General features: G+C 72.8%; 9 protein-coding genes. 6 read left to right on the forward strand and 3 right to left on the reverse strand.

What is annotated here, in order from left to right; all coding sequences use genetic code 11:
- Nucleotides 1-396: 396 nt before the first annotated feature.
- The 3 genes from ACFQSB_RS12565 (at nucleotide 397) to ACFQSB_RS12575 (ending at nucleotide 3717) form a co-directional block, all read left to right on the forward strand.
- Nucleotides 397-798 (forward strand): peptidase inhibitor family I36 protein, encoded by a 402-nt coding sequence (locus tag ACFQSB_RS12565; protein ID WP_380826437.1) that lies wholly within the window; start codon nucleotides 397-399, stop codon nucleotides 796-798.
- A gap of 223 nt (nucleotides 799-1021) precedes the next feature.
- Entirely contained in the window at nucleotides 1022-3088 is a 2067-nt protein-coding gene (locus ACFQSB_RS12570; RefSeq protein WP_380826439.1) for a phosphocholine-specific phospholipase C, read from the forward strand.
- Nucleotides 3089-3255: 167 nt separating this feature from the next.
- Complete coding sequence (locus tag ACFQSB_RS12575; protein WP_380826440.1) at nucleotides 3256-3717, forward strand: ester cyclase; 462 nt, start codon at nucleotides 3256-3258, stop codon at nucleotides 3715-3717.
- A gap of 132 nt (nucleotides 3718-3849) precedes the next feature.
- Here ACFQSB_RS12575 and ACFQSB_RS12580 read toward each other — a convergent pair whose 3' ends face one another.
- Nucleotides 3850-7587 (reverse strand): S8 family serine peptidase, encoded by a 3738-nt coding sequence (locus tag ACFQSB_RS12580; protein ID WP_380826441.1) that lies wholly within the window; start codon nucleotides 7585-7587, stop codon nucleotides 3850-3852.
- A 223-nt stretch (nucleotides 7588-7810) separates the two neighbouring features.
- Here ACFQSB_RS12580 and ACFQSB_RS12585 point away from each other — a divergent pair, with 223 nt between their 5' ends.
- Both ACFQSB_RS12585 and ACFQSB_RS12590 read left to right on the forward strand, forming a co-directional pair.
- Nucleotides 7811-8752, forward strand: a complete 942-nt coding sequence (locus ACFQSB_RS12585; protein ID WP_380826442.1) for a TIGR01777 family oxidoreductase — start codon at nucleotides 7811-7813, stop codon at nucleotides 8750-8752.
- Nucleotides 8749-9792, forward strand: a complete 1044-nt coding sequence (locus ACFQSB_RS12590; protein WP_380826443.1) for a MaoC family dehydratase — start codon at nucleotides 8749-8751, stop codon at nucleotides 9790-9792. The genes ACFQSB_RS12585 and ACFQSB_RS12590 overlap by 4 nt, the downstream gene beginning before the upstream one ends.
- Nucleotides 9793-9825: 33 nt before the next feature.
- Here the strand turns inward: ACFQSB_RS12590 and ACFQSB_RS12595 are convergent, their stop codons facing one another.
- Nucleotides 9826-10323: an SHOCT domain-containing protein gene (locus tag ACFQSB_RS12595; protein ID WP_380826444.1), complete on the reverse strand. Its 498-nt coding sequence runs from the start codon at nucleotides 10321-10323 to the stop codon at nucleotides 9826-9828.
- Between the two features lie 250 nt (nucleotides 10324-10573).
- On the opposite strand from ACFQSB_RS12595, the gene ACFQSB_RS12600 reads away from it, so the two are divergent.
- Nucleotides 10574-12217 (forward strand): cellulose binding domain-containing protein, encoded by a 1644-nt coding sequence (locus ACFQSB_RS12600; RefSeq protein WP_380826446.1) that lies wholly within the window; start codon nucleotides 10574-10576, stop codon nucleotides 12215-12217.
- A gap of 212 nt (nucleotides 12218-12429) precedes the next feature.
- On the opposite strand, the gene ACFQSB_RS12605 is transcribed toward ACFQSB_RS12600, so the two are convergent.
- The gene (locus ACFQSB_RS12605) at nucleotides 12430-12972 is read right to left on the reverse strand and encodes a hypothetical protein (protein ID WP_380826447.1); all 543 of its coding nucleotides are present in this window, start codon (nucleotides 12970-12972) and stop codon (nucleotides 12430-12432) included.
- Nucleotides 12973-12985: the final 13 nt, after the last annotated feature.

Here is a 12985-nt window from a genome sequence, read left to right on the forward strand (position 1 = left end):
GAAAGGCACTGTTCAGAGCCACGAAGCCGGCGCCCTGGCGAGCCATGGGCCATCCGGACCGCTTTCCATCGAACCGTCGCGAGGCACGGCGCAGCCGCTCATCGCCCCATCGCGCCCGCCCTCCCGAATTTCCGTCCGAACCTTGACCGTAGTCGTGTCCGCGCTGGTCACATGGCCGGTGAGGCGCACTTACGCATGTCCCGCCGCGCGGGACGCGCGAGGCTCTACGTCGTAATCCGGCCGCCGGGCGCACCGGCACCCGTTCCGCCTATTCCGCGCGGCCGAAAACGCTTACCGAGCAAAGGCGCGCATGCGCAACCGCGTTATGCGCCAGGTGGCGGAAATCCATTCTTCTTGCCGCCGTCAGGGTTTCATCGAGCATAAAAGGGAGAGAAAGTGAACGCTTCCAGGATCAACCTCAAGGGTAGGTTCGCGGTCGCGGCGTCGCTTGCGGCGGCCGCGCTGCTCGCCGGCGGCCTCACCGCCACCCCCGCCGCCGCCTCGTCGACCTCGGCGCTCGCCGGGACGTGCGAGTTCAGCCGCACCCTCTGCTTATTCGAGGGCACCGGGTACACCGGCGCGAGGTTCACCGCGCAGTCGCTGGTTCCTCCCGCGGGCGTCTGCGTCGATCTCACCGCACACGGCTGGGGCTCGGGGCGGGCCCACTCGGCGATCAACACCGCCACCCAGATCGCCACGCTGTGGAGCAACACCAACTGCACCGGCACCCCCCTGCCCATTTACCCCGGCAGCTACCCCAGCATCAGCTTCAACGCGGGCAGCGTCTTCGTGTACTGACCCCCGAGGGCATCGCACCGCGGGGAGGGCCACGAGCGGCGGCCCTCCCCGCGGGCACGCCGCGGCCCGGCGCGAGACGCCCCCGGGCGCCCGGCGCTTCGCCGTGCCGAGATTCGTCAACGGTTAACCGGAAATGCCGTTGTGCGTCGTCCTGTTGCTATGCGCAGGCACTGGGATGCTGAGGCCGCCGGAAAGATCGGCGGCCCCACCAGAAAGGACCATGATGTCCCAGGGCCTGTCCCGCAGAGGGTTCCTCGTCGCCGGCGCCGGCGCCGCGGCGGCGTCGGTGCTGCCGCCGTCCGTCCACGCGGCCATGGCCATGCCGGCCCCCTCAGGCGGCCTGTCGGCGATCAAGCACGTCGTCTTCCTCATGCAGGAGAACCGGTCGTTCGACCACTACTTCGGCGGGCTGCGCGGCGTGCGCGGGTTCGGCGACCGCAACGCCATCAGGCTGCCGGACGGCGGCCCGGTCTTCGAGCAGCCGGACGGCGCCGGTCATGTGCTGCCCTTCCCGGTGCGCGCGGCCGCGGGCGTGGTCGGCAAGGACCTGCAGTGGATCTCGGCGCTGCCGCACGGCTGGGGCGACGGGCAGCAGGCGGCCGCGGGCGGCTGGCACAACGGCTGGATCGGCGCCAAGAGCGCCTCGACCATGACCTACTACGAGCGCCGGGACATCCCGCTGCAGTACGAGCTCGCCGACACCTTCACCATCTGTGACCAGTACTTCTGCTCGGTGCTGTCCTCCACCAGCCCCAACCGCAACTACCACGTGAGCGGGCACACCGGCTACGAGCCCGGCACGACCAAGCGGGCGATCGACAACAGCGCCTACGACGAGGACACCCACGCCGGCTACACCTGGGGCAACGCCGGGGAGGTCCTGCAGGCCGCCGGGCGGTCCTGGCAGGTGTACCAGGAGTGGGACAACTACGAGGACAACAACCTGGAGTTCTTCGCCACCTTCCGCCGCATCGCGCGCAAGGCGCTGCGCGGCGACTTCCAGAGCATGGACTCCTTCTACTCGGCCCTCGGCCGGGCCGGCGAGGCGCAGCGCGAGCAGATGCTGGCCCGCCTGGACGAGGGCGCGGCCGCGCTGACCCCCGCAGAGCGCGCGCTGTACGACCGCGCGCTGCGCCGGGTGCGGCCGGGGACGCTCGCGTCGAGTTTCCGCGCCGACGTCGAGGCGGGCCGGCTGCCCGAGGTGAGCTACATCGTCCCGTCGGCGGCCGACTCCGAGCACCCGAGCGCGTCCTCCCCGGTCCAGAGCGCGCGGATCACCTGGGACATCCTCGACGCGATCGCCTCCACCCCCGAGGTGTGGCGCTCGACCGCGCTGTTCATCACCTACGACGAGAACGACGGCTTCTTCGACCACGTGCCGCCGCCGCGGCCGCCGGCCGAGCGGGCCGAGGAGTACTACGACGGCAAGCCGATCGGCCTGGGCGTCCGCGTGCCCATGATCGTCGTCTCGCCGTGGACCGTCGGCGGGTACGTCTGCTCGCAGATCTTCGACCACTCCTCCACGGTGCGGTTCCTGGAGAGCTGGCTGAAGGTCCGCTTCCCCGACGTCTCGGCCTGGAGGCGCACGGTCTCCGGCGACCTCACCTCGGCGTTCGACTTCACCGCGGCGGGCCCGCGGCCCGCGCCCGCCCACCCCGCCGAGGTCCCGCCGTTCACCGGGCGCTGGCGGCCGGCCCCGCCCGCCGACCAGCGGATGCCCGTGCAGGAGGAGGGCGTCCGCCCGGCCCGCCCGCTGCCCTACCAGCCGGACGCCTCGGCCCGGCTGACGGGCAGGACGCTGACCCTGACCCTCGCCAACCGGGGCGCCGAGAGCGTCCACCTGGCGCTCTACCCCTACGCGGGCGAGCTCGCCGCGCCGCTGCACCTCGACGTGCGAGGGGAGGCCACCCGGGCCGTCCAGGTGCCCGACGACCGCTACGAGCTGGTGCTGACCGGCCCGAACGGCTTCCGCAGGGAGTTCGGCGGGTCGCTCACGGGCGCGGCGTCGGGCGTGCGGCTCCGCTCGGAGATCGACGGCGGCGCGCAGCGGCTGACCCTCGTGTTCGAGAACGCCGGCACCCAGCGGGTCAAGCTGCGCGTCCGCGCGCTGGCCTACCAGGAGCGGGACATGGCGGTCGTCCTGCGGCCCGGGCAGCGCAGGCAGGTGCCCTGGCCGGCCAAGGCGGCGCACGGCTGGTACGACGTCCAGGTCTCCTGCGAGGAGGACGCGTCGTTCGGCCGGCGCCTGATGGGCCACATCGAGAACGGCCGGCCCAGCGTCACCGGCTGAGCCCGGCACCGCGCACCGTCGCTGAGAGCCGCCGGCCCGCGGGAACGGCCGGCGGCCCCGGGGGAGATCGCGTCGCACACCTGACCCCGGCATGACGCGGCTGTGAGGGAGGCTTGGCCGCCGGCTGGGTAGCGTGGGAGGGCAGCGCCCCTGCGGAGGATCACGTCATGTCTGAATTCTGGGATCTCAAACATCGTCTGTGCGACGCGGTCAACGCTCACGACATGGAACGAGTGCTCGACTTCTACAGCCCGGACGCCGTCTTCGTCTCGCCGGTGGGCATCGCCGAAGGACGTGAGCAGATCGCCTGGCTCTACCAGCAGTTCTTCAAAGGGTTCCCCGACTTCCACCAGACGCCCGTGTTCGAGGTGGGCGACGCCGACAACCCCGCGGTGACGGAATGGACGGTCACCGGCACCCACAAAGGCCCCTTCCTGCTGCCCGACGGGCGCGAGGTCCAGGGGAGCGGCCGGCACGTCGTCTTCCGGGCCACCTGCTCGACCTTCGTCGATCACGGCAAGATCGTCTCGCACCGTGAGTACTTCGACCAGCTGGAGCTGTACACCCAGCTCGGCTTCGGCCTCGCGGAGCGCGATCCTTCCCTCCGTTTCGCGGAGGCCTGCAGGTAGACGGCCTACCCCCGGGTGAAAGGGGACGGCCACCCCCGGCGACGGGGATGGGACGTCGCCGGGGGTGGCCGTGGGGAAGGGCCGTCAGCGGGGCACGCGCAGGGAGTACGGGGGCGCCTCCCGGCGCGGCTCCTACTTCAGGCCGAAGGCACGGGTGATCGTCTGGGTCACCGTGTTGCCCCGCGCGTCCGCCGCGGCGGTCCGCAGGGTGACGAACGACGCCGCGGCCGGGGCGTCCAGCCGGGTGGTCCAGCCGGGGCCGTCCTTGCGCAGGCCGGTCTTGTGCCAGGTGGCGCCGTCGTCGTAGGAGACCTCCAGCGTCACCGGGCCGATCGCGCCCGGCCGTTCCACGCCGTCCAGGTGCGAGGGGGTGACGGTGAGCGCGTCGTGACGGCGCGCCTTGCCGGCCACGTCGGTGTCGACGGCGTAGTCGAGCTGGATCAGCGGCAGGCGCACGACCTCGCCGGGCGCGGCCGCCGCGGAGGTGAAGCCCCACTCGGTGCGGGTCGACGTGGAGTAGGGGTTGGCCCACGTGCCGCGGGAGTTCTCCGACACCAGCCGGTACGGCAGCCGCTCCGGCTTCACGCCGAAGACGGCGATCTGGTCGTAGGGCGCCTGGCCGAGCAGCGTGTCGCCCTGGTACACCTTCAGGCTGTTGGACACCATGCCGTTGAGGTAGGTGCCGCCGATGTGCCCGGCGCCCGAGTCGCCCCAGCCGGGCACCCTCGCCTGGAGGGTGTCGTCCAGCCGCAGCGGTGACAGGCCCTGCTCCAGGCGCGGCCGGTGGATCGGGCCGAACCACCGGACGTCGGTGGTGGTCCCCGCCCGGTAGGTCACCAGGTCGGCGGTGTGCTGCTCGACCTCGCGCACGATGTTCACCTGCTCGTACCAGGTGATCCCGCCGGTCACGTAGTCGGTGCGCTCGCCGATGGCCGGGGCGGTGAACCCGCTCGCGCCGGAGGCGGAGGAGTACCCGAACCGCCAGACGTCGGCGCGGTCCTCGACCACCTTGTTCTGCCGGTCGTTGCGGAAGGACACCTTGACCCGGGCCAGCTCGCTCTCGTCCGGCCGGTAGACCGGGTCGGCGGGCGCGGCGCCCTTGAAGTAGTGCACCAGGTCGTAGGAGTACTCGGTGACCGGGTTGGAGGTCACCTCCAGGGTGGTCGCGCGCCGGCCGTCCTCGATGCGGGCGATCAGCTCCTCGCCCTCGTCCTGACCCAGCGCGACCATCGGCAGCGGGGCCGGGTTCGGCGGCCCGTACAGCGCGTCGTTCCACGGCTCGGCGCGGCCGGGGCCGTCGTTGACGACCACCAGCATCTTCGCGCCCGCCGCGAGCGCCGCGGCGGCCTGCTCCTCGCGGGTGACCGCGGCGGAGTTCCTGACGACCACGGCCTTGCCCGCCGCCGGCCTGGACCGGTAGCCGGCCGCGCCGCCGTCGCCGGCGAACAGCGCCGCGAGCGTGTGACGGCCCTTCGGCAGCGGGGTCGCGCCCCGGTGGACCAGCACGTCGTCGAAGGCGCGGCCGCCGGAGGAGAGGGTCAGCGCCGGCTGCTGCAGACGCCAGTGGGCGCCGATCTCGAACTCCCCCTTGCGCACCTTGGCGCCGGTGGGCAGCGTCCACACGCTGTCGTACTCGATCGCCGGCCAGCGGCTGGAGGCGGTGTAGTCGTCGTCGGCGACGGCACGGTAGACGTCCATGCGCATCCCGGCCAGGGTGCTCGCCTTGGGTGTCACCGCCGCGACCCGCCGCGCCTTGCGCGCGTCCAGGGTGACGGTCCTGTCCTGGTCGAGCCGGACGTCGGTGGCGGCGAGCACGCCGAGGCCCAGCGAGTGGGGCCCGTGCGCGCCTTCGAGGTCGGCGGTCATCCACAAGGTGTAGGTGGCGGCCGGGACGCGCAGGTCCAGGGTGCCGGTCTCGTCCAGCCAGAGCGGGGCGAACAGGTGCTCGGCGGTGAGGATCACCTCACCGCTCAGCGGGCGGCCGGCGCGGTCCTTGGCGGTGAGGGTGAGCTGGTGGCGCTCGCCCTCCTTGGCGACGCCGATCATGGTGCGGGCGCGCACGGCGCCGCTCGCGTCGGCGGCCTCCACCGTGCCCGAGACCGTGGTGTCGCCGGGAACCTGGTCCAGGTGGGCCGTGACCGTCACCGCGGCGGCGCCGCCCGCCGGGACGGTGACGCGGGAGGCCGAGAGCGTGTACGCGGCGGCCGGGGCGCCGGTCAGGCGAGTGGTCAGGTCGAGGGTGACCGGGGCGTCGCCGCTGTTGGTGTAGGTGATCTCCTTGGCGCTGGTCGCGCCGGCCGGGGCCGGGTAGCCGTGGAATCCGGCGAAGGCCGAAGCGGTGGCGAACACGGTCGCGGCGGTGGTCGCCGCGATGTCCAGCCGTCCGCTGCCGCCTTGGGCGGCGCTGAGGTCCGGCGTCGGCTTGGTGGTGCTGACCAGCGCGTCCTTCAGCCGCGGTCCGCTCCAGTCGGGATGCTGGGCGGCCAGCAACGCGGCGGCCCCCGCGACGTGCGGGGTGGCCATGGAGGTGCCGCTCATGGTCTGGTAGTAGCCCTCGCCCTCGGTCGCGTACTGCGAGCGCGCGGCGAGGATGCCGACCCCGGGGGCGGTCAGCTCGGGCTTGAGCCCGCGGTCGCCGGGGCGGGGCCCGCGGCTGGAGAAGTCGGCGAGGGCGTCGGAGGCGTCCACCGCGCCGACGGCCAGCGCGGCGTCGGCGACGGCGGGGGTCGCGACGGTGAACTCGCCCGGGCCGTCGTTGCCCGCGGCGATGACGAACAGCGCGCCGGTCTCGGCGCTCAGCTCGTTGACGGCCACGCTCATCGGGTCGGTGCCGTCGGAGGGGCCGGCGCCGAGGCTCATGCTGATGACCTTGGCGTGCTGGTCGCGGGCGGCCCACTCCATGCCGGCCAGCACCCACGAGTCCTGGCCGGCGCCGCTGTCGTCCAGCACCTTGCCGACGTGCAGCCGGGCGCCGGGGGCGACGCCCCTCTCCTTGCCGCCGGAGGCGGCGCCGGTGCCGGCGATGGTCGAGGCGACGTGCGTGCCGTGACCCGCGCCGTCCTCGATGCTCTCGTGGTCGGGGACGAAGCTCCGGCCGGCGACGACCTGTCCGGCCAGGTCGGGGTGGGCGGTGTCGACACCGGTGTCCAGGACGGCCACCTCGACGCCCTTGCCGGTGTTGCCGCTCTGCCACACCGTGGGCGCGCCGATCTGGGCGGTGCTGTCGGCGAGGCTCGCCTTCACCTTGCCGTCCAGCCAGACCTTCTCGATGCCGCCGGCCAGGGAACCCTGAGCGCCGCGCTGGGAGGGGGCGGGGAGAGAGGCGCCCTTGGTCAGCGCCGACCAGAAGCCGGCCGTGCGGTCGGCGTCCAGCGCCGCTCCCTGGACGCTGGTCAGGGGGCGCACCTGGCGCGCGCCCTGGGGCACGGCGGTGGCGCGGGCGCGGGCGGCGGCGTCGGTGTAGGTGACGATCAGCGGCAGGCGCGCGCTGTGCGCGTCGTCGTAGCCGTCGGCGAGCAGCCGGGTCACGTTGAACAGGTCCCGGTCGAGCAGCCCGGCGGCGAGGTACCGCAGCGCCGACCGCGGGTAGACGTAGGTCTGGCCCTTCTCGGCGTGGGTGACGGCGTCGGCGGGACGGCCGTCCGGGCCGACCACCGTGCGGGTCTGGGTGCCGTCCGGCGCGGTGCCGACGGTCACCTTGTCCCCGGTGAGCAGCGTGACGGTCCGTCCGGGCGCGGTGCTCGCGCCGGAGGCGGTGACGCCGTCAGCAGCCGGGGCGGTGGAGGCGTCGGCCGGTGGGACGGCCGCGAGCGCCGCGAGCGCTGCGGCCAGCGCGACGAGCCCACGCCCCCGGGAGGGAGGGAATGACAAGGGAACCCCAAAGCTAGGAGTGCTGCGAGATCCCTAGATTGTGGTCAAATGTTGGGGTTTGTGACCGATTGGGCGGTGACGCATTTATGCCATGTCGTATATGCGAAACCACCCGGGTCGGCGAGGCCGAGAACCGGGGACGTGGACGAGGAAACCGCCCGGTCATCTCGAACACGTTCAAGCCGCTGCGTTAGGCTCGTCCCACCCACGTGGGGGGAGCCTGATGAAGGTAGTGATACCCGGGGGAACCGGGCAGTTGGGCACCGTACTGACGCACGCGCTGACCGCTGAGGGGCATGACGTCGTGGTCCTGGCCAGACGGCCGGTACGCGAGAACGAGGTCCGCTGGGACGGCGAGACCCTCGGGCCCTGGGCGGAGCTGATCGACGGCAGCGACATGGTGATCAACCTGGCCGGGCGCAGCGTCAGCTGCCGGTACACCCCGGCCAATCTGCGGGCCATGATGGATTCGCGTGTCCACTCGGCGAAGGTCGTGGGCGAGGCGATCGCGGCCGCCGCGCGACCGCCCGCGGTCTGGTTGCAGATGAGCACCGCCACCGTGTACTCCCACCGCTTCGACGCGCCCAACGACGAGGCGTCCGGTGTGCTCGGCGGCGCCGAGTCCGGCGTCCCGGGCTACTGGGCCTACAGCGTCGAGATCGCCAAGGCGTGGGAGAGGGCGCAGGAGCGCGCCGAGACGCCGCACACGCGCAAGGTCGCCATGCGCTCCGCCATGGTGATGAGCCCCGATCGCGGCGGCGTCTTCGACGTCCTGTCGAAGCTGGCGCGGCTCGGCCTCGGCGGCCCGGTCGCGGGCGGCGCGCAGTACGTGTCCTGGATCCACGACCGCGACTTCGTCCGCGCCGTCGAGTACCTGGCCGAGCGGGACGACCTCGCCGGGCCGTTCAACCTCAGCGCTCCGCATCCTCTGCCACAACGCACGTTCATGCGCGCGCTGCGCGCCGCGTGGGGTGCCCCGGTGGGCCTGCCCGCGACGAGGTGGATGACCGAACTGGGCGCGTTCGTCCTGCGCTCGGACACCGAACTGCTGCTGAAGAGCCGCCGGGTCGTCCCGGGCCGCCTGCTGGACGCCGGCTTCGCCTTCGACCACCCACGGTGGCCCGGGGCCGCCGAGGACCTCGTACGGCGCACCCGGGGGCGATGATGGAGATCAGCGAGGGGCCGTACTTCGAGGAGCTGGTGGCGGGGCGGGTGTTCGACGGCGCGCCCGGGGTGACGCTCACCGAGGGCATGGCCGCGGGCCACCAGGCGGTCGTGGGCGACCGGCTCCGGCTGCCGCTCGACGCGCACCTGTCCCGCGAGGTTCTCGGCGGCGGGACGCTCGCCCACCCGGCGCTGGTGTGGGACGTGGCGATCGGCCAGTCCAGCCTGGTCACCCACCACGCCAAGGCCAACCTGTTCTACCGGGGCCTCGCCTTCCGCCGGCTGCCGCTGATCGGCGACACGCTGCGCACCCGCACCGAGGTGGTCGCGCTGCGCCGCAACCGGCCCCGGCCGGGGCGCCGCCCGACGGGGCTCGCGGTGCTGCGCGTCACGACGGCCGACCAGGACGGACGACCGGTGCTCGACTTCCGGCGCTGCGCGATGATCCCGCTGCGGGACCCCGGGGCGCGCACCGGCCACGACGCCGACCTGGACGCCGACCTGGACGCCGACCTGGACGCCGACCTGGACGCGGCGAGCACGCCGGCGACCGGCACGGACCTCGCCGGCCGGGCCGCCGTGCTGCTCGACGGCTGGCGGCCCGACCTGTTCAGGGAGCGGGTCCCTGGACGGCACTTCGCCGGCGTGGCGCAGGGCGAGCGGTGGCGGGCCGGCGGGGGAGACGTGGTGTCCGGCGCCCCGGAGCTGGCCAGGCTGACCGTCAACATCGCGCGGGTGCACCACGACACGCGGGAGGCGGGCGGCCCGCGGCTGGTGTACGGCGGGCACACCATCGGCCTGGCGCTGTCCCAGGCGGCCCGCGCGCTGCCGAACCTGGTCACGGTCGTGGCCTGGCACGGCTGCGACCATCTCGGCCCCGTCCACGAAGGCGACACCCTGACCAGCGAGATCACGGTCGAGAGACGGGAGGAACTCCCCGGGGGCGGCGGGCTGGTCCACCTGCGCTCGGTCGTGGCGGCGGTGTCCGGCGCCGAACCGGCCCCGGTCCTGGACTGGCGGTTCGCCGCCGTCATGGCCTGACCGGCCCGATCGGTTCGGACCGGGCGGAGCCGGTTACATCTCCGCCAGGATCCTCGCCTTGGCCGCCTCGAACTCGGCGGGGGAGACCGTGCCGGCGTCCAGAAGCGCCTGGAGCTTCCGCAGCCGGTCGAGTGGGTCCCGCCCGTCGGGGGATGCCCCGGACGGGCGCTCGCCGGAGATGACCTGCCCCCGCACCACGATCGCCGGTCCTGCGAACGGCCTCGCCGGACGCGCCTGGCCGCCGGGCACGTGATGGCCTAGTCCTGCGGGGCCGGGGCCGGCCGGGTCCTGCGGGGCGGGGCCGATACCCTTGACGGTGCCCAGGAAGAAGGCGAGGAGCCCGCCGACGATCGCGCCCGGCAGCACCCACGCCCACGTCTCGGTGCCCGGCGGGCACTGACGCGCGGAGACGTGCACACCGCCCGAGGCGCAACTCCCGCCGCGGACGAGCTGATACAAGGCATAGAGCGCCAGCCCCAGGCACATCACGGAGATCAGCGAGCCGACAGCGACACGGATGGAGTACCTCACTCGCGAACCGTACAGCAGACGGCCCGGCGCGAACGGACGGTCGCCGTCCGGATCTCGCCGGCCGCGAGCGGGACCGTGAAGCTTTCAGGCCGTGGTGGGGGACCGGCGGCGGCCGAACCGGTTAAGGGCAGGTCGGGCCGCATGTCGCGGCGATGCGCGTCCCGGCCGGGCGCCGGGCGGTTGCGGCTCGGTGCGGGACGGAGTTGTTTGGCAGCGCCCCCATCCTCTCGTCCCCGCAAGGAACACCACCATGGCAAGACGGATCAGGCCGCTCCACCTGCTGCTGGCGCTGGCCCTGGCGATCATGGCCGGCGTGGCGCCGACGGCCTTCCCGGTGGCCGGCGCGGCCGCCTCGGGCTTCGTGCAGCGCTGCGGCGTCCACTTCTGCCTCAACGGCAGGACGTACTACTTCGCCGGCGCCAACACCTACGACATCTTCACCTACGGCGGCAGCTACGGAGACACCGAGACGCAGTACATGGACAAGGCGCGCATCGACGCCCACATGGCCGAGATGCAGGCCGACAAGGTCAGCGTGGTCCGGCTCTGGATGTTCAGCCACGAGAGCTGGCACGGCTTCGAGCCGTCCAAGGGGCAGTACAACGACCAGCAGTTCGCCCTGTTCGACTACGTCATCGAGTCGGCCAAGGCGCACGACATCCGGCTGATCCCGGTGTTCGAGAACTACTGGGAGGCCTACGGCGGCATCGACACCCGGCTCAAGTGGGAAGGGCTGAACGGCGGGCACCCTGGCCGGGCGGTGTTCTTCGACAAGACCAGGTGCCCGGGCTGCTTCACCCAGTACAAGAACTACGTCAACTACGCCCTCAACCGGACCAACCACTACAGCGGCGTCAAGTACAAGGATGAGCCGGCCGTGTTCGCCTGGGAGCTGATGAACGAGCCGCGCTACCAGGACGTCAGTGCCGAGGAGAACAAGAGCGGCGCGACCCTGCGCAAGTGGGTGGACGAGATGGCCTCCTACGTCAAGAGCATCGACGCCAACCACATGGTCGGCGCCGGACTGGAGGGCCACGAGTCCCGCTACGGGTTCGGCGGCGACGAGGGCAATCCGTTCGTCTACATCCACCAGTCGCCCTACGTCGACTTCACCTCGGCGCACCCGTATCCGAACGCGGGCTGGGCGAACCTGACCCTGGACCAGACCAAGACGCTGATCGGCAGATGGATCTCCGACTCGCACGACGTGGTGGGCAAGCCGTTCTTCATGGGCGAGTTCAACACCGAGGGCAACGCCGACCGGGTCACCTGGTGGACGGCGCTCTACGCCGACTTCGAGGCCAGGAACGGCGACGGGTCGGCGTTCTGGTGGTACCCGGACAAGAACGGCGGCGGCGACCAGCACAGCGTGAAGAGCGGAGACCCGGCGCTCGCGGTGTTCCGGGCGCACTCGGCCCGGATGGCGGCCAAGGGCGGCGGAACGCCCACCCCGACGCCGACCCCCACCCCGACGCCGACCCGGACTCCCACTCCCACGCCGACCCCGACTCCCACGCCGACCCCGACTCCCACGCCGACCCGGACGCCGACTCCCACGCCGACCTCCACGCCCGGTGGGTGCTCGGTCGGCTACAGCGTCAACGACTGGGGGAACGGGTTCACCGCGGACGTCACCATCACCAACAACGGGACCGCCGCTGTCAACGGCTGGACCCTGGCGTTCACCTTCGGCGGCTCTCAGCGGGTCACCGGCGCCTGGAACGCGACCGTCACCCAGTCAGGAGCGCAGGTGACGGTGCGGAACGCCGCGTGGAACGGCACGATCGGCGCCAACGGCGGCACGGCGGCCTTCGGCTTCCAGGCCGCCTACACCGGCGCGAACGCGGTCCCGGCGGCCTTCACCCTCAACGGCGCCGCCTGCGCGAGGAGATGACCCCGGACGGACCAGATCCGGAGAGCCAACCCCCCGGGCCGGATCGCCGTCGGACGAACCGCGGCGCCGCCCCCGAGCAGGGAGGCGGCGTCGCCGCTGGAGTAAGAAGGCCGCTGGAGTAAGAAGGCGGCGTCGCCTTTGGGAGAGGGAGGCGTCGCCGCCCCGGGTGAGGGGGAGGCGACGTCACCCCTGGGTGGGGGAGGCGTCGCCGCTCATGGCCGGCAGCGGTCCGGGTCGCCGCGCAGGAAGTCGTCCCGGCCCATCGTGGTGTTGCCGTCCCCTCCGTCCGAGGCCAGCACCTGACCGTTCCCCAGACCGGCCAGGTCGGCGGCGGTGAACGGCACCCGTCCCTTGAGGCTCCTCTCGCCCATGGCGCCGCTGACGGTGGCGACATAGGGGACGCCCTCGCGGAGCGCGGTCAGCTCGCTCCCCGTGGCGCGCCAGCCGGCGGGCGGGTTCTGGAAGAGCCGGATGGCGCGCACCGAGGAGGTCCAGCCGCCGTTGTGCACGCTCCAGGCCGCCGGCCCGCCGCCGCCGGTGCCGCCGGTGTCGGTGTCGGCCAGGACGGAGAAGTCCTTGGCCAGGTAGCCGGGGCAGTCGGCCAGCAGCAGCCGCGCGCCGCCGTCCGCGGCCCTTTCGACGGCGAGGACGCCCTTCGGCGCGGGCGTGCATCCCGCGCCGAAGGAGACCAGGGCGGCCAGGGCGGTCAGTGCGGCGGCCCCGCGCGTGAGCCCGGGCCCCCTTCTGCGAATCACCGTTCCATCTTCC

Origin of the sequence: Sphaerisporangium rhizosphaerae, assembly GCF_042665155.1 — a bacterium.
GTDB lineage: Bacteria > Actinomycetota > Actinomycetes > Streptosporangiales > Streptosporangiaceae > Sphaerisporangium > Sphaerisporangium rhizosphaerae.

Coding starts and splice junctions, on each gene's coding strand:
- ACFQSB_RS12570 (WP_380826439.1), top strand. CDS start 1,022: ATGTCCCAGGGCCTGTCCCGCAGAGGGTTCCTCGTCGCCGGCGCCGGC.
- ACFQSB_RS12600 (WP_380826446.1), top strand. CDS start 10,574: ATGGCAAGACGGATCAGGCCGCTCCACCTGCTGCTGGCGCTGGCCCTG.
- ACFQSB_RS12585 (WP_380826442.1), top strand. CDS start 7,811: ATGAAGGTAGTGATACCCGGGGGAACCGGGCAGTTGGGCACCGTACTG.
- ACFQSB_RS12590 (WP_380826443.1), top strand. CDS start 8,749: ATGATGGAGATCAGCGAGGGGCCGTACTTCGAGGAGCTGGTGGCGGGG.
- ACFQSB_RS12575 (WP_380826440.1), top strand. CDS start 3,256: ATGTCTGAATTCTGGGATCTCAAACATCGTCTGTGCGACGCGGTCAAC.